This is a genomic window from Bifidobacterium sp. WK041_4_12, from assembly GCF_041080795.1.
Lineage (GTDB): Bacteria > Actinomycetota > Actinomycetes > Actinomycetales > Bifidobacteriaceae > Bombiscardovia > Bombiscardovia aquikefiricola.
In genome coordinates this window covers 118,119-134,128 of the sequence record NZ_CP129674.1, presented here as the reverse complement: position 1 = coordinate 134,128, position 16,010 = coordinate 118,119, and the positions used below count along the sequence as shown (strand labels likewise).

General features: G+C 56.2%; 11 protein-coding genes, 2 pseudogenes and 1 riboswitch. Of the genes and pseudogenes, 10 read left to right on the top strand and 3 right to left on the bottom strand.

The features are described 5' to 3' along the window. Positions 1-180: 180 nt before the first annotated feature. The gene (locus tag QN215_RS00570; protein WP_369344234.1) at positions 181-1,290 is read right to left on the bottom strand and encodes an IS30 family transposase; all 1,110 of its coding nucleotides are present in this window, start codon (positions 1,288-1,290) and stop codon (positions 181-183) included. 88 nt (positions 1,291-1,378) lie between these two features. On the opposite strand from QN215_RS00570, the gene QN215_RS00565 reads away from it, so the two are divergent. The 6 genes from QN215_RS00565 to QN215_RS00540 all read left to right on the top strand — a co-directional run bounded on the left by QN215_RS00565 (position 1,379) and on the right by QN215_RS00540 (position 5,519). Continuing rightward, positions 1,379-1,855 (top strand): universal stress protein, encoded by a 477-nt coding sequence (locus tag QN215_RS00565; protein WP_034254605.1) that lies wholly within the window; start codon positions 1,379-1,381, stop codon positions 1,853-1,855. A gap of 16 nt (positions 1,856-1,871) precedes the next feature. Beyond that, a riboswitch (Fluoride riboswitch) is annotated at positions 1,872-1,962 on the top strand. A 53-nt stretch (positions 1,963-2,015) separates the two neighbouring features. Beyond that, complete coding sequence (locus tag QN215_RS00560) at positions 2,016-2,510, top strand: inorganic diphosphatase (protein ID WP_034254603.1); 495 nt, start codon at positions 2,016-2,018, stop codon at positions 2,508-2,510. A gap of 85 nt (positions 2,511-2,595) precedes the next feature. Beyond that, entirely contained in the window at positions 2,596-3,891 is a 1,296-nt protein-coding gene (gene eno / locus QN215_RS00555) for a phosphopyruvate hydratase (protein WP_034254602.1), read from the top strand. Between the two features lie 434 nt (positions 3,892-4,325). Beyond that, positions 4,326-4,613 carry a hypothetical protein gene (locus QN215_RS00550; protein ID WP_034254599.1) on the top strand — a complete coding sequence of 96 codons (288 nt, stop codon included), beginning with the start codon at positions 4,326-4,328 and terminating at the stop codon, positions 4,611-4,613. A gap of 31 nt (positions 4,614-4,644) precedes the next feature. Beyond that, positions 4,645-4,974 carry a hypothetical protein gene (locus tag QN215_RS00545; protein WP_034254597.1) on the top strand — a complete coding sequence of 110 codons (330 nt, stop codon included), beginning with the start codon at positions 4,645-4,647 and terminating at the stop codon, positions 4,972-4,974. Then, positions 4,971-5,519, top strand: coding sequence for a recombinase family protein (locus QN215_RS00540; RefSeq protein ID WP_369344233.1), 549 nt, complete (start codon positions 4,971-4,973; stop codon positions 5,517-5,519). Before QN215_RS00545 ends, QN215_RS00540 begins: the two co-directional genes overlap by 4 nt. A gap of 235 nt (positions 5,520-5,754) precedes the next feature. Here the strand turns inward: QN215_RS00540 and QN215_RS00535 are convergent. Next, positions 5,755-6,879: pseudogene (locus QN215_RS00535) on the bottom strand (IS3 family transposase); the annotation flags it as partial. 146 nt (positions 6,880-7,025) lie between these two features. Here QN215_RS00535 and QN215_RS00530 point away from each other — a divergent pair. Beyond that, positions 7,026-8,393, top strand: a complete 1,368-nt coding sequence (locus tag QN215_RS00530) for a hypothetical protein (protein ID WP_369344232.1) — start codon at positions 7,026-7,028, stop codon at positions 8,391-8,393. Between the two features lie 384 nt (positions 8,394-8,777). Here QN215_RS00530 and QN215_RS00525 read toward each other — a convergent pair. Next, positions 8,778-9,848, bottom strand: a pseudogene (locus QN215_RS00525) (IS256 family transposase). A gap of 264 nt (positions 9,849-10,112) precedes the next feature. On the opposite strand from QN215_RS00525, the gene QN215_RS00520 reads away from it, so the two are divergent. The 3 genes from QN215_RS00520 to QN215_RS00510 all read left to right on the top strand — a co-directional run bounded on the left by QN215_RS00520 (position 10,113) and on the right by QN215_RS00510 (position 15,897). Then, a complete protein-coding gene (locus QN215_RS00520) occupies positions 10,113-13,904 on the top strand; it encodes a hypothetical protein (RefSeq protein WP_369344231.1) in 3,792 nt (1,263 codons plus the stop codon). Positions 13,905-14,173: 269 nt separating this feature from the next. Next, positions 14,174-14,590, top strand: a complete 417-nt coding sequence (locus QN215_RS00515) for a helix-turn-helix domain-containing protein (RefSeq protein WP_369344230.1) — start codon at positions 14,174-14,176, stop codon at positions 14,588-14,590. Continuing rightward, complete coding sequence (locus tag QN215_RS00510; RefSeq protein WP_033498383.1) at positions 14,587-15,897, top strand: type II toxin-antitoxin system HipA family toxin; 1,311 nt, start codon at positions 14,587-14,589, stop codon at positions 15,895-15,897. The genes QN215_RS00515 and QN215_RS00510 overlap by 4 nt, the downstream gene beginning before the upstream one ends. Positions 15,898-16,010: the final 113 nt, after the last annotated feature.

Genomic DNA, 16,010 nt, shown 5'->3' with positions numbered 1-16,010 from the left:
GAACATCTCCGAGCAGAGCCATCATCAGAATGACCAGCCTGAGCGCCGATGCCCTATCGTATCGGCGCGGATAACGGGGTTTACTCATCGGCCTGCCGTTTTTGCGCCCAGGAGGCCAGTTCGGCGCGTCACAATTCAGACTCTATCATCACCACTGACTGCAAGCTTCAACGCTGGATTCTATTTGCAAGTGCAATGTTTGGCTTGTTGGCTGGTCTGGTTTGATGATAGGCCGAGTTTGGATATTTCCTCTTGCCATGCTTCGTTGGGCGTGTGGTAGTCCAGGAGTTTCATGGGGGTGTCGTTGATCTCGGTGACGATGTCGTCGAGTTCGGTTTGGGTCAGGTTCTTCAGGCTGGTGTGTTTGGGCAGGTAGCGGCGGATCATGCCGTTGCGGTTCTCGCTGCTGGCGCGCTGCCAGGGCGAGTATGGGTCGGCGTAGTAGGTGAGCATGCCCAGGGCCTCGTCCACGAGCCGGTGCAACGCGGATTCGGACCCGTTGTCCCAGGTCCGGTCGATGCGCGCCGCTGCGGGGATGTGGCTGTAGATCGCGTATTCGGCCCTGGCGGTCGCCGGTGCGCTTTTGGATTCGATGAGGCGGGCGAACAGCTTTCTGGTTTTGCGTTCGACCTGCGTGTCGACGCACCGCTTCGAGGGAGCCGAACCGATGACCGTGTCGGATTCGTAGTGGCCGAACGAACCTCGGTGGTCCACGACCTTGGGACGCAGGGCGAGTGGCACGCGCATCGGGATCGTCACACGCCCGGCCCTGCGGCCCGCCCGTCTGGTGCGGTGGCGTTTGGCCCGGGGCAGGTAGCGCCGCCAATCCTCGCCGTCCGCATGCCCCTGGTAGATCCACTGGTAGAGGCACTCGTGGCTGATCCGCATCGACGGGTCAGCCGGATACTCCAGTTTCAACCGGCCCTCGATCAGCTCGGGCGTCCAGCTACGCGTCAACGCGTCCGCCACCCACGCGTGCAGGCGCGCGTCCATCATGCGCCTGGGCTTCCTCGGCCTGCGCGAACGTGCCTCGGCCTTGCGCTGCGCGGTCAACGCCGAATAGAACGGGCCAGCCGTCCACGCCCCCGTCTTCAACCGCCCGGGATGGTAGGGCCGGTACGACTCGTTCTCGTTGGACGCGAACCACAGGCCACGCCTGAGCTCCCGGCTGATCGTGGAGGCGGAACGATGCAGCTGGCGGGCCACCTGCCGGATCGTCTCATGATCCCCGAAACGCAGCATCTCAATCCTGATCCGCTCACCCCCGGTCACATGCGGATAAGCTTTCATAGTGAGTGCAGCACCTCCCAAAGGTCGGAACATCAGCAATCCCAACCATAAGCGGTGTTGCACTTCTAACTAGAACTCAGGGGCTGTTATGCAACATCCAACCGCACATTTATCGTCCATTATCGTCGGAATCATTCCCGGGCAGCCTGATAGGGTGATCGAGAAGGCATGCGAGATGGCCGCATCAATGGCCCCTGTCAAGCTTCATCTTGTCTATGTGGATCCCACCCTTGTCAAGGAAGACGGGCATATCGAGCCCTTAGATCCCGACAGCATGGGCGTAACCGAGCGTGACAACTCGAAGCAACTGTCTGAGCATGCGCTCAAAATTGCCCGGGGTGCAGGCGCTGATGCTGATTACCATCTTCTGGTGGGAGACCCTGTGAAGGAGCTTGCGGAGTTCGCCCGTGAGCACGATGCCGTGATGATTGTGGTGGGCACCCGGGAGCGTGGGGCCTTGGCTGCGTTGCAGGAGTGGGTCAATGGGTCGGTTTCGGTGCGTCTGGCGCACACGCAGCACATTGCCGTTCTCACCGTTCCACTCGCCGACGAATACGATGATTGACCGTGCCTGCTATATTGGTGAGCATGGGTATGAAGTTACCCAAGATAGTTTGTCGCGGTCGTGATGAGCGTCTGAACCGCTGTTAGGCTGATGACTTCTGCAGAGATGCAGGGGTCTGTTTTTTTATCTCCCACATCTCCGCCAGAACGATGGGAGGAATATGAGCGCAACGAAAACCTTGTCCGTCCTTGTAGAGATACCACGGGGAGAGCGCAACAAGTATGAGATGGACCATGAGACAGGCAGGATCAAGTTGGATCGCACCCTGTTCACATCCATGGGCTATCCCGCCGATTACGGCTATGTCGAGGGGACACTGGGGGAAGACGGCGACCCCCTCGATGCCTTGGTTCTCGACGAGGTACCGGTATTCCCGGGATGCCTGATCAATGCTCGGCCAATCGGGCTGTTTGTCATGACCGACGAGCACGGTCCTGATTCGAAGGTTATCTGTGTGCCGGACGACATTCGATATGAGGGCGTGCTGGGTCTGGACGATGTCAGTGATTGGAAGAAGGCCGAAATCAAGCATTTCTTTTCCAACTACAAGTCGATAGAACCAGGCAAGCACGTCGATTCCGATCTGTCGTGGGCTGATCTGCCAGCGGCGCAGCAGGAAATCGCTGAGGCATTCGACAGAGCGAACCGAAAATAGTCTCAATTCATGAATGACTCGGGAAGTCACCGTATAGAGGCGGTGAACTCCTTGAAAAAAATTTCACAAGATAAAGGAACATATGATGAGCAAGATTTCGAATATTCACGCACGCGAGATTCTCGATTCGCGCGGCAATCCAACTCTGGAAGTCGAGATGACACTGGAGGACGGTTCTTACGGTCTTGGATCCGTTCCATCCGGTGCTTCGACCGGTGAGAACGAGGCCAACGAGAAACGTGATGGGGATGCGAAACGATATGACGGCAAAGGCGTGCAAACCGTCGTCGACGGAGTCAACGGTGAGATAGCCAAGGCGGTTGCCGGTCTCGATGCATCCGATCAGCGCCATCTCGATGAGACGCTGATTCGTCTGGACGGAACCGAGAACAAGTCTCGGCTCGGAGCCAACGCCATACTCGGCGTATCGCTGGCTGCCCTGCATGCCTCGGCGGCCTCGGCGCATCTGCCGCTCTATCAGTACATTGGTGGCACCAATGGGCACGTCATCCCGGTGACGGCGATGAATGTGCTCAACGGCGGCGTTCATGCCGTCTCGTCCAACGTGGACATTCAGGAATTCATGTTCACACCCGTTGGGTTTGACTCCTATCACGAGGCGCTGCGAGCCAACGTCGAGTCCTATCATGCTTTGAAGAAAGTCTTGATTGCGAAGGGGTTGGAAACCGGATTGGGTGACGAGGGTGGTTTCGCACCGAACCTCAAGTCCAATAGGGAGGCCTTCGACCTTCTGGTCGAGGCCATCGAAAAGGCGGGCTATGAGCCAGGTCGGCAGATTGCCATCTGCTTCGATTCCGCTGCCTCAGAGTTCTACGACAAAGAGAACGACGTCTACAACTTTGATGGTTCCAAGGCCAGCGCACAGGACATGGCTCAATTCTACGAGAGCCTGATTAACGAGTATCCCATTGCTTCCATCGAGGATCCATTCGATGAGAATGCATGGGACGATTTCAAGGCGCTCACCTCCAAGATTGGCGACAGAGTGCAGGTGATGGGAGACGATATCTTCGTGACCAACCCGAAGTTCCTACGCCGGGCGATCAGTGAGCACACCGCCAACTCCACGCTCATCAAGCTCAATCAGATAGGAACTGTGACCGAGACCCTCGAGGCGATCAAGCTTGCCAATCGCAACGGATTGACCACCATGGTGTCCCATCGTTCCGGCGAAACACCGGATGCGACCATCGCTGACCTTGCAGTCGGCGCCAACGCCATGCAGCTCAAGTCCGGCGCTCCGGCTCGTGGCGAGCGTGTGGCGAAGTACAATCAGCTGCTGCGGATCGAGGAACGGCTCGGCGACTCCGTCGAATATGCGGGACTGCACGCCTTCCCGCAGTTGGCAACACGCATCTGAGCCTCTGATCAGGATGCGCTTGCGTCCATGCCATATGGGTGCAAGCGCATCGCTTTCGCGCTGGCCAGATAGCTATGCACAACAAGGCCGCTCATGTGTATGGCCGCTGGTTGATTCCAGCGGCCATACTGTTACTGGGCTGCAGTTTCGCACGCTTAACAGGCCACATGTTGCATCATCCGAACGGCCCGTGCCACCGCTGCACGGTGAGTTGACAATTTCACATGTGTGACAACCAATTTCATGAACAATCCATTGCGCGCAAGCTGGTACAAATAACGAACGTTTACTACACAATCCCACGGCTCGGTGATCCGGGCCGTTTTTCATGCGAAAAAGTGTATAGAAACCCGTCTAACAATCAATGTGTAATAACATTATTGTTCTTATAGGTTTATACATTTTGTAGCACGAAAGTGTGATATGATGGTCCCATGAATCCAAGAATCGTGTTCGCCCGGTCTGCGCAGAAGCACAGCTACACGCTTGCCGACGTCACGCATGCGTTTGTCAATGCCACGCGAACGGAGGTGTACGAGCAGGGCGGGGATGTGATCTATAAGTTCACCGGCCTGCATCATGGCGACCCGCTGGTGCCGAGCATCGAGGTCATCATGAAACGGACCCCGGATGATGCGCTGGTCGTATTCCATGTGAACGCGGAGCAGGGCGGTTTCTGGGACAGGCCAGTGGAAGAGCAGCTTGACGATACCAATGAGTAGGCAGTCGGCATTTGAAGGATTGGAGGACGTGATGACGGAACGTGATATGACGGCAAGGCCGCGCAAGGTGGCCGAGTACCGGGGTGAGGAAGCCCGCGAACGGGCGGCGCAGGTGCTTATGGAGATGACGGGCGCGCCGGATGTCGGGCAGGCCCAGGATGTGCTGCTGGGGCGTCCCCGCCTCCGGAAGGGTGAGGAGACCGTGCAGGTGCACTTCAAGGCCACCCGGGAGATGGCGACATGGCTGGCCGAGCAGCGCAAGCGGTCGGGCATGCGGTACACGTCGGAGTACCTGCGCATGCTGGTCGAACGCGACATGGACAATCATGCAAGCCGTCACCAGACCGCCCAGCCGGCATGATCGTGGGTTACGCCAGGGTAAGCACCCTGGAACAGAACGAACAGTTGCAGACCGACGCGCTCACCAAGGCCGGCTGCGAACGACTCTTCGTCGATCACGCGTCGGGCGCGAAGGCGCACCGGCCCGAACTGGATCACCTGCTCGATGTGATCCGCGAGGGAGACACCCTGGTCGTGTGGAAACTCGACCGTCTCGGCAGGAGCGGGCAGAACTTCGTGGATCTCATGAGTCTCTTGCAGTCCAGGGGAGTAGGTTTCAGAAGTCTGACCGAGAACATGGACACCACCACGCCGGGAGGCGTGCTGATCTTCAACGTGTTCGCCGCGATGGCGCAGTTCGAACGCGACCTGATCCGCGAACGCACCAACGCCGGCCTCCAGGCCGCCAGGGCCAGGGGACATAAGGGCGGAAGGCCTGCGAAACTCAATGACGGGGACCGCGCACGGATCCGCGAACTCTACCGGAGCCGCGCGCTTACGGTGCAGGAGATAGCCGACAAGTACCACGTCAGCCGGAAAACCATCTACAGCAGCATCAAAGCCTAACTAACTAGTTATTTAACTATGCAGCTCAATGGCTATTGCGTTTTCGCTGTCTAAAGTTTGTCTCATGGTGTGGGACCAGGGAATGGCGTTCATTAGAATGAAGTGGACTGGTTTTTGTTCACGCTGTTTTGTTGGTTTTTGGGGCGATTGATATCGCCTGTTGTTGATGATACAGGGTTTCGACTTCGCATGGTGTCCGGTAGCCGAGGCTTTCATGGAGACGTTGGTTGTTCCACCAGGAGACCCATGGGAACGTGGCCTGTTCCAACGCGTGCACGGATTCGAATGGCTTGGATCGGCGGATCAGTTCGCCCTTGTACGCGCCGTTGACGGTTTCGGCCAGCGCGTTGTCGTAGGAGTCGCCCACGCTGCCGGTGGATGCGAGGATGCCTGCTTGTGTCAGGTGCGTGCCGTACAGGGCACTGATGTATTGGGTGCCATGATCACTGTGGTGGATCAGGCCTGTGGTCCGCCCGTGCCGGGCTGTCCAGCTGATGGACCGGTCCAACGCGACCAGGGGCAGCGTCCTGGTGTGCTGGCTCGCGGCGACGGCCCAGCCCACGATCCTTCTGGCGTACGCGTCGGTGACGAACGCCACATACGCGAACGAGCCGGACGCGAGTCGTGACGATGGTGATGTCGGCCACGTGCAAGCGTCCAGGAGCCTCGGTGGTGAACTGCCTGTTCACCAGGTCCGGCCTGCCGCCCGTGCTTCTGGCGGGTCGCGTGGTGATCGGGTTCCGTCCCCGACGCACCCCCTGGATCGTGAGGGAGCGCATGACGTGTAGCACCTGGTCACGCCCGATCCCACGCCATCCCCGGCGGATCAGCTGACGATGGACTTTCCGATACCCGTACACCGCCATGAACCGGTGCGCGTGGATCACCATGATGTCACGGGCCGGCGTCTCGTGACGAGCACGCATCCTGCTGGCGGCACGGGCTTTGACCTGCCGGTATGCTCTGGCGGTGAGAAACCCGCCAGCCAGCGCAGCCCGCGGGACCGTGCGGATCGGCCCGACCCCGAACCGGTGGCGATGAGTGTCGATGTACTCGACCATCAACGTCGTGTCGGGTCGAGCCGTGAGGCGAACAAAGCCGACGCGCTCGACAGGATCTCGTTCGCCCGACGCAGCTGCGCATTCTCCCGACGCAGCCGCCTGAGCTCGCCGGACTCCTCGGGACCCGCCGTGCCTGCCGTATCAGCCTTGGCCTGCCAGCGGCGCGATGATTCCGCAGCCACACCCAGATCCTTCGCCACGCCCTGCAACGCCTTCGTCTCCGACGCGTAATTCTCCCGGGACTCGGCCAACAGCCGCACCGCCCGGTCCCTGAACTCCTTGGCATATCTCGTACCCATAATTCCATCATTCCTTATCTGGGGGAAATCAGGAACAAAACCCAGTCCACATCACAACGGAGGTCAGTGGCGGTGATGCACGCCCGACATTGACGAGAGTCGCGACAGGGGCTCTACTGGGTGGAGGATTAGGCGCGGCGGTAGGCATGGCGTCTCAAAAGCGCAACCCAATAACCTCGAAATCAACCGTTCATGATACCAGAAAAGGAAGAATTGAAGTTAGTGGGAATGGGCTACGTCTGACAACCGTTTTTGACATATCTAAGGAGAAACAGGCCGAGGACTTTGTCACCAAAGTTTGGGAGGCAAAGGCAAAGTATCCAGAAGCTCTGCAACAGCGCAACGCGGAAGCCGCGGAAATCGCCAACGATATTGCTGATACAAAGAAACAGATAAACCAAAACATTCCGCTGCTTGCAGATGCGCACAAAGAGTTAGAAGACTTGGAACACAACGTTCAACTAGCTAAAGACGAGCTGAATCGAATCATCGATGCAGCTCCACCTGAGCAACAACAAGCATTCCACCGCAAACGTAGAATGAGAGCTTGGCGCACTTTGCTGGTGTTGGCAATTCTCGTAGTAGGAATAATTGTCGGAATTGCATATTGTGGCTCCCAAGCGAGCGATAAAGAGGCTGCCGCATACAATCAGATCAAAGGTCAATCGTGGTCTAAGGCATTACAAACTTTAGATGAAGCCGGCCTGGATTCATATGATTATGCATTGCAAGATTCGGACGGGAACTATGCAGTTCCACCGGCTGGAAACCGTGCCAAGAAATACATTGTCAAATCTGTCGACAAAGTGGGGACAACGAAGCCAATAGTCACTATTCACCTTGATATACCTACTTCAGTTGAAAAGTTGTCGTGGGAAAAAGCACAGTCGCAACTTACTGAATCTGGTTATACTCTAGGAACAGATTATTCACTCATAGGAACAGATTCGGCTGCTCTGTATTCTGTACCCGATCCAACAAATTGGGTAGTCAGCAAAGTGGACAATACATCATCAGTTGCAAAGATTGTTCTCTCAGAGAGCGTTACCGACCACACGGCAAGTACGACTGGCGTCCCGACTACACCATCGACTGCAACAACTTCGGAAGAATCAGTTACTCTGAGCACAATTTCAGAGTGGTATACAGATCAAGCACAGACTGTATGTGAATCTTATGCTCAACAGCTGCAACAACAGGTATTTAAGCAGTCATTGAATATCGAAACGCAGGTTTCGGTAAATCTAGCTAAGGGTGTATTTGATAGCGTTAATGGAGCATACATCTCATGCGATTACAAAACTGATGCCACATACGATCTGACTTCTCGTTTTCTCATGACGTATCCTGATACAGGCTCTATACAACTCGCTCAAGCCTCTGCTTCAGACCTTTCTAGCACGAAGCTCTTTGACGATAATTACATCAAAGATTGGGAGAACCAAGCCCTTACAACGTTCGCTGCCTTCAAGACAAAATATCCTAACGGTAATTTTAAAGATCCCTATGCTTGAGAACTACGCGAGCTGAATATGCTCTGTTGAGAAGGCGGCAGGTGTTGTGTTGGTGTTGAATCTCACCACCAACTTGTTGACGCTCAAACAAATGAACCTCTTGCTATTGCCCTTGCTGTACGCAAGCTCAATAGCAATTGTCATGTACTCAACCAGAAGTTTCCCGTGTAGTAGCTCTAAATGCGGGGAAAATTAACTATCATTATCTATTATCAATAGTGCATCCGACCAAGATTTGATTCCGCTTGCAATAGGAAATGTTGGATGATCGGTAGTGCCCGGTTGTTTGCGCACTTTGGTTTTGGTTCGTCGTTGTGACGGTGTTCAGTTCGCTTCCTGTATGGTGTCGCCCAGCCGGGACATGTCCAGGTAGCGTCGGGTGGATCAGTCGTTGCCGGTGACGTATCTGATTCTCGCGCTGATGAGCATCAACGCCGATCTGCCATCCGGGAACGCACGCACCACGCGGGTCCTGCGGCGGATCTCCCGGTTGAGTCGCCCGAATCATGTTGTTCGTGCGGAGGCGCCGGCGGTGCTCTCTGGGGTAGTCGGCCAGCAGGTAGGTGGTGGTCTCGCCGATGCCCTCCCGCAGACACCTGGCGGCCTCCTTGAGCTTCCTCGCTTCCATTTCGGTGGCCACCGTCTCGGCCTTGGCTAGCGCCGCCTCGCGCGACTCCATCGCGAAGATCGCTTTGAGCGCGTCGCCGGCCCATCGGGTGTGACGCGGACTGACCCTGGCCAGCACGTTGCGCATGAAGTGGACCATGCACCGCTGGTAACGGGCCTCCGGCAGCAGCTCACCGATGGCTGAGACGAGTCCGGCGCACCGGTCGCCGGTCACCATGCGCACGCCGGTAAGCCCGCGCGAGATGAGCGAGGAGACGAAGGAGCGCCAAGATTGCGTGTCTTCCTCCATGCCCTCGGCCACCCCGATCACCTCCCGATGCCCATCCATACCGATGCCGATCGCCACGAGCACACTGACGTTCTCCACGGCGCCGCCCCATGAGCGTTTATGCCAGACCCCGTCCATGAACACGTACGGGTAGGACTGGGATAGCGGGCGCTCACGCCACTGGTCGATCTGCGCATACACCTTCTTCAACTGATCCGACAGGGTCTGGGACGGCATCCTTTCACCCCACAGGGCCTGGCTGATGTCGTCGACCCGACGGGTGGAGACATCCGCCAGATACATGTCGATGAGCGCCTCCTCGACCGACTCCTCGCGGCGACGGTAGCGTTCGATGACCGCCGACTCGAAAACCGCCCCCTTGAGCTTGGGCACCCTCACCGCCATTTTCCCGGCCTTTGAGTGTCAGGTCCCGTTCGTAATGGCCGGCACGGTACGCCTTCCTGGAACCGGAGCGCTCGTAGCGTGCGGCACCGGTGATCTCGTCTGCCTGAAGCGTCCAGCATCCGGTTGAGGATCTCGGTGACCTTCTGGGTGACCATGCGATCCTAGCCGGGTTCGGAATGAGTGTTTAAAAGGCCTTGCTATCGTTGGGGAATTGATTTCTTATCTCTTTTTACCACATTATTTACCACGTCAATGGAGGCAGGACGAGACCGTTTGTAAGTCGCTGGGGTGGATGTTGGAGAGCGTGCTCCCGGTGAACAGTTCGGATGGATTTGGAGGGCAGGATGTTGTACTGTCCCGGAACGTATGATTGCTGAAACTGTATATCTGTTGGGAAAATGGAAGAGCGGCGGGGCGACGTGGACAATATAGAGCAGGACGATGAATTCATCGGGGAATGGGGTCTTCGCCCATTGACTCCGAGGTATCAGGAGAGTCATCACTCGCCGTATGTTGAGGCACTGAATGCCTGTTTGAAGAACACAAACATCCACAACATCGCTTTGGCCGGTGGCTATGGGGTGGGCAAGAGCAGTATCTTATCCCGGTTTGCGGATGAGCATGAGGGGGATGTCGTACGGGTATCGTTGCTGACACTCACTCCCGTGGATAAGAGCCAGATAGATGATTCGGTGCCCAAGCAGGCCACCACAAAGACAAACCTCATCCAACAGGAAATCGTGAAACAACTGCTCTACAGCGCCGAGCCGAAAGATATGTCGCAGTCCCGGTTCAGACGTATTGGCAAGCCGAGTCGATTGCGTGAAGCGATTATTGCAGCATATTGCGGAGTTGTATTTCTTGGCATCATGTTCATTACCGGCTGGTTTGGAAAAATAGGAAGTGCGGTATCGTCAACTTTCAAGATGGATTGGAATCCGGTCGCGAACGTGGTGGTTTTGTTCTTGGTGGGCGCGGTGTTGGCACTGGTCCTTATCGAACTGTCACGTGGCAGGGTTCACCTGCGGCAATTATCTGCCGGTCCCGCGACTGTGACCCTTGATGAGGAGTCTGTTTCCTTCTTCGACCAGTACCTTGATGAAATCGTTTATTTCTTCGAGCGGTCTCGTCGCACCATAGTGATTTTCGAGGACCTGGACCGGTTCGATGACTTCCACATTTTCGAGACGCTAAGGGCGCTGAACTTACTGCTGAATAGTCCGGGGAAACGTCTGAGAAACCCCATTCGTTTCATCTATGCGCTCAAGGACAGCGTATTCGATGAAGCATCATTGCCCAAGGCCAAACCGTCCGAAGCGAAAGAGGGGACAGAAGCAAAGAACATTCCAGAAGCATATGACCCGGAGAAGGTCGAATCAATCCGTGCGAATAGGACCAAGTTCTTCGACATCGTGATTCCGGTCGTGCCGTTCATTTCGCACACGACCGCCGGCAGTCTGATCCTCAAACTCTTGGAGAGGTCCGAATCCCGTGTGTCGCCATGGATTGCCGATGTTGCAGGACGCTATGTGACTGATATGCGTTTGCTGAAGAACGTCTGCAACGAATTCATCGTTTTCCATGATCGTCTCAACGCCGGTGACGGGGTCGATGTGAAATACGAAGCCGATCAGATCTTCGCGATGATGCTTTACAAGAACACGCGCATCCGCCAGTTCGAGCTGATGAAGACCGGGGAAAGCGATATGGACGGCCTGTACGTGGATTACCGCCGACTGGTCTCCCGTAATATCAGCGTCCTGCGACAGGAGAATCGAGAACTGGTACAGCAGCAAACCGACCTCACCCTGACCAGTGAGCGAAGTGCAAAGTATGGTGCAGCACTGCGAACATTCTTGCAGAGAGAGATGAAATCGTTGAACTCTGCGAATAGTTCCTACAGCATTAACTTGCAGAATCGCTCGTTCAGCCCTGCCGATTTTGACAAGCAGTCCTTCTGGGCAGCTGCAGCGGAATCATCTGAACAAGACGTTTTTACAATTAACATTCGAGACCGAAACGGGTACAGTCACACGGCACGATTCGCCACGGTCGACCTTGCCGATATCACCGGTGCTTCGTTGCAATTCGACGAGTGGAATGTTGAAAGACTCGGGTCGATCGAAGAGGCGATACGCCATAATACGGATCAGATCAAGATTCTTCGAGCTGCATCCATGTCGGATCTATTCGAATACCAGAACTTCATGCTACCTCCAGAGTCAAGAGGCAGGTCTGCGACTGAGACGGACCATGAAGGTGCGCACGGAGAATCATTCGAAGCCATTACGAAACGGCATCTTGGCGGGGGATTGGCCTTCGAACTGGTCAGACGAGGCGCCCTAACACGTGATTATGCGATATATGCGCAGACGTTTTATGGCAACCGGGTGAGCGCGGCGGCAACGAACTTCATCCATCACCAGGTCGGACCCAACGAGATGGATACCCAACTTCCACTCACGGACAGGGACGTCCAGGGTATATTACGCGAAAGCACGGGAGGTGATCTCGGTGAACGGGCCTACTATAACGCGTGCATTCTCGACTACATACTAGGACCCGGTTACAAGGAAAACACAATGGACGCTTCGGGGAACAGGGTGGAAACCGGCAGGCTGATAACCGCGATAGCCGACTTGGGGGATGACGAACGGAGTTTCTTGCAATCGTATTTCGAATCGGGAAGGAATACCGCCAAGGATGCGCTCCTGGTCCTGCTGTTGGAGCGTAATCCCGGTGTACTGGGATATTTCATTTCCGGCATTGATCTTTCCGATGATGACCGGAGGCATTGGGTCAGCCTCGCCCTGGAGAACATCTCCGCCCAGCAGGAGTATCTCATTGATGACACGGCGGCCACGTACCTGTGTGATCGATTTGGAGGGCTGGAAGTGCTCCATAAGACAGACATGTCCCAAGACACGGTGACATCCATAAGCGGGATACTGCAGAAGGCGGGAGCGTCAGCGGAGGGGTTGGGGCAATTCTCGGCGCCGTTCATCGATGAATTCATATCGAGATCCATGTATGAAATCAACCGTATGAACCTGACGGTCATCACGGGTTCCGAAGACATCTCGCTCAACAGCCTCAAATTGCTGGAGAAGGACATGGCATACAACCATATCCTGTCGCATCTCGACGAGTATCTCACGACCCTCTCCACTGACGACCACAGCGTAACGGCACCGGGCTCCTTCGCTGGAATCCTCAACGATATCGCCAGACAGGGGCGCTACGATGAAGGGGTTCTCGATCGTATCGTCACACTGGCGACAGAGGACTGCCGGATCACTGAACTGTCCACGGTCGATGCCAACGTCTGGAATCCGCTGGTCGAATATTCACGCGTGCCACCAAGCTACGCAAACGTGGCTGCCTTCACCAACGACTCGGACACCATCAGCCAGGACATGGCGAACCTACTCGACGGTGAACGAACGATCGGTGACATTCCGGACAACGAGGAATCCGCGCAAGGCCGGGAAATGCTGGCAGAGAGAATCCTCAACTCACCGGATACACTGCCGGACATCGATCTTCGCATCGACTTAGTCGAATCGTTGGATTTGGGAAAGCAACTGGATGCTGACCATATTGGCATCCAGGCGGACGAGCTGTTCGCGAAGCTCATCGGGCACAACCTTATCGCCGATGACGAAACCACGTTTCTCAAGATCGTCCAGGCCGGTTGGCCCGCGATGGAGCCGGCGATCGCCTCGTCTACAGGATTCGTGGACTTCATGAGTCCGGAGATACTACCTCCCGCGATGCTCAGCCGGCTTTTCTTGAGCACACGGGTTCCTGACGCCGTCAGGGAGCGGGTCCTCAAGAAGATCGTCGACTACGCAAAGGATGCCGACGCGCCGACTATGGAAGACGCCATCCGCTACGCCTTGAGCAAGGACTACACGTTCGCCGATGAGGACTTCCGGCTCTTCATCGACGCGCATGTCGACGTGGCACTGGTGATCGACGCGCTGGGCCCGAGTTGCGAGAGCATGGGTATATCCAAGGTCGAGACGATCCTGAACATGCTCCCCGACGAGTATGCGAGCCTGACAGTGGCAGGCAGGGACCATCCGAAACTGTCGGATACACGAGGCAACCTTATCCTCCTAGAGTATCTAAAAAAACATGGGAAAGTGACCTCATTCACCACAAAGGGGAATATGACACGTGTGAACAAGCACTATCCCTCCCAGTGAGAAAAACAGTGGACGACCGTTCCCTGGACCGCAACTCTCTTGCATGGCCCGGATGAGTCTTCCTCAACATCGGAGAGCCACGGGCCCATACTCTTGTCATATGGCCTTGCAGGTAAATAGGGTGGTATGCGCGGCGGTAGGTCGTTGCATGCACATGGCCAACGCGAAATGTTCGTTGATTATTACATTCTTAGTATGTTGCGATATCATTACACTTATACGATGTTAGGATCTTGAAACATTCTAAGGGAATACGGGAGAGAGGCCTTATGGAACAGTTTTCCTCGCGGATCTTCAGCATCCATCAGATCGCCACGGTCATCAAGGACGCGCGGAACGCCCGTGGATGGACGCAGGAGGAGGTGGCGGCGCAAACCGGTTTTTCCAGGGTCTGGATCAACCGTTTTGAGCAATCCGTTATCTCCGACCCCAGTTTCCGTCGCATTCTTGCGATGTGCGATGTGCTGAGCATCGATCTGTCCGCGTCATATGCGCCGGGGAAGCAGGTGCTTCCCACTAGACGACACAGTCGACAACGTGCCAAAGGCAGCGCGTCAAAAGCCTTGGAGGGTGACGAGCGAACTATACGGCCGCAGACCGTCAGGGAGGCAGCTGCGATTCTTGAGTCCCTCGCGCGGGGTACCGAGAATGGCACTGTGACTGCCAATGAGGAGAATAGTTTATGAAACCCAAGGAGCTTGTGGTGTTCCTCGAAGGCAGACGCATCGGTGTGCTGAGCGAGGATAGCTATGGAAAGCATATTTTCACCTATGACACGGATGCCGAGATTGATGCGCCACTGTCGCTGTCCCTGCCTCGCCGCGTGGCGCCCTGGAGGGGAAAGCCGGTGGAGGCGTTCATCGATGGCGTGCTACCAGACGATCAGGTTATGCGGCAACGCATCGCCCGCCGGTATGATGTCAATGCCGGCAATCCGTTCTCCCTGCTGACCGCCATCGGCCTTGACTGTGCCGGCGGAGCGCAATTCGTGCCGCCGTCGGACGTGGATTCTTTTAGCGAGCAAGCTTCATTGCGGCCGATAACGGAAGCTGAGATCAGGCAGCGACTGGTATCGATTTCCGACGTTCGGCAGGCGAGCTGGCAGGGCGTTGACGAGCACTGGTCGTTGAACGGCGCCCAGGACAAGATCGCGCTGCGCTTCCAGGACGGCCAATGGTACGAGGCGCACGGTTCGGCCGCTACCACGCACATCATCAAACCGGGCATCCTCAAAATGCACGAACAGGCGTTCAACGAGTACGTGTGTCTGAAGGCGATAGCAGCACTGCACGTGCCGGTATCGAATTGCGAGTTCCGGGAGTTCGATGGGCTCCCAGCATTGGTCAGTGAGCGGTGGGACCGGAAATGGGTGATGAACCAGGACGGTGATACGGAGGTCATCCGCATCCATCAGGAGGATCTCTGCCAGGCGACCGGGCATCCGACGGCTGAGAAATACCAGTCCGATGGTGGCCCGGGAGCCACTGAAATTCTCTCGTGCCTGCGCATCAACGGGTTGGATGCGACCAGTGTCGGCCTGTTCTACATTGCATTGATACTGAATTTCCTGATGGCTGGCACCGATGCCCATGCCAAGAACTACGCAATCGAGGAGCCGGTCGGAGAACGCCCGAGACTGGCACCACTGTATGACATCGCTTCCATGTTTGCCTATGCTACGCAGCGCAACCAACGCAAGCTTGCAATGAGTATCGGCGGGGAATACAACTGGGAGCGCGTCGAGTTAAGACACTGGCGAAAACTCGCCGACATCGACGGTTCCGGTGACTCCGAACTTGTGGAACTGCTCCTGGCACGGTATGCTGCCACGTTGCCCGATGCCTTCGCCGACGCGGCGAAAACCGCCCGCGAACTGTCCAGCGGAATCCTACACGCGGACAGGGAAACACAGAACAATCGAGACAGACTCCTCACCCGCATCCAGGACGGCATCGCCGCACAGTGCACGCGTGTGCTGCACTGGTTCTCATAAGACGTGACAGACGCGGTGAACCCTACTAGCGGAAGAACGCGCACACCGGCAGAACGGTCTGGTGGGATGTTGGAAAGCCGGGTTCGGAGTGAATCTTTGAAGGTCTAGTATTA

Bases quoted from the DNA above. Each gene is read 5' to 3' on its own strand.
- QN215_RS00550 (WP_034254599.1), top strand. From the start codon at position 4,326: ATGAATCCAAGAATCGTGTTCGCCCGGTCTGCGCAGAAGCACAGCTAC.
- QN215_RS00540 (WP_369344233.1), top strand. From the start codon at position 4,971: ATGATCGTGGGTTACGCCAGGGTAAGCACCCTGGAACAGAACGAACAG.
- QN215_RS00510 (WP_033498383.1), top strand. From the start codon at position 14,587: ATGAAACCCAAGGAGCTTGTGGTGTTCCTCGAAGGCAGACGCATCGGT.
- QN215_RS00530 (WP_369344232.1), top strand. From the start codon at position 7,026: ATGGCGTCTCAAAAGCGCAACCCAATAACCTCGAAATCAACCGTTCAT.
- eno (WP_034254602.1), top strand. From the start codon at position 2,596: ATGAGCAAGATTTCGAATATTCACGCACGCGAGATTCTCGATTCGCGC.
- QN215_RS00565 (WP_034254605.1), top strand. From the start codon at position 1,379: ATGCAACATCCAACCGCACATTTATCGTCCATTATCGTCGGAATCATT.
- QN215_RS00570 (WP_369344234.1), bottom strand. From the start codon at position 1,290: ATGAAAGCTTATCCGCATGTGACCGGGGGTGAGCGGATCAGGATTGAG.
- QN215_RS00545 (WP_034254597.1), top strand. From the start codon at position 4,645: ATGACGGAACGTGATATGACGGCAAGGCCGCGCAAGGTGGCCGAGTAC.
- QN215_RS00515 (WP_369344230.1), top strand. From the start codon at position 14,174: ATGGAACAGTTTTCCTCGCGGATCTTCAGCATCCATCAGATCGCCACG.
- QN215_RS00560 (WP_034254603.1), top strand. From the start codon at position 2,016: ATGAGCGCAACGAAAACCTTGTCCGTCCTTGTAGAGATACCACGGGGA.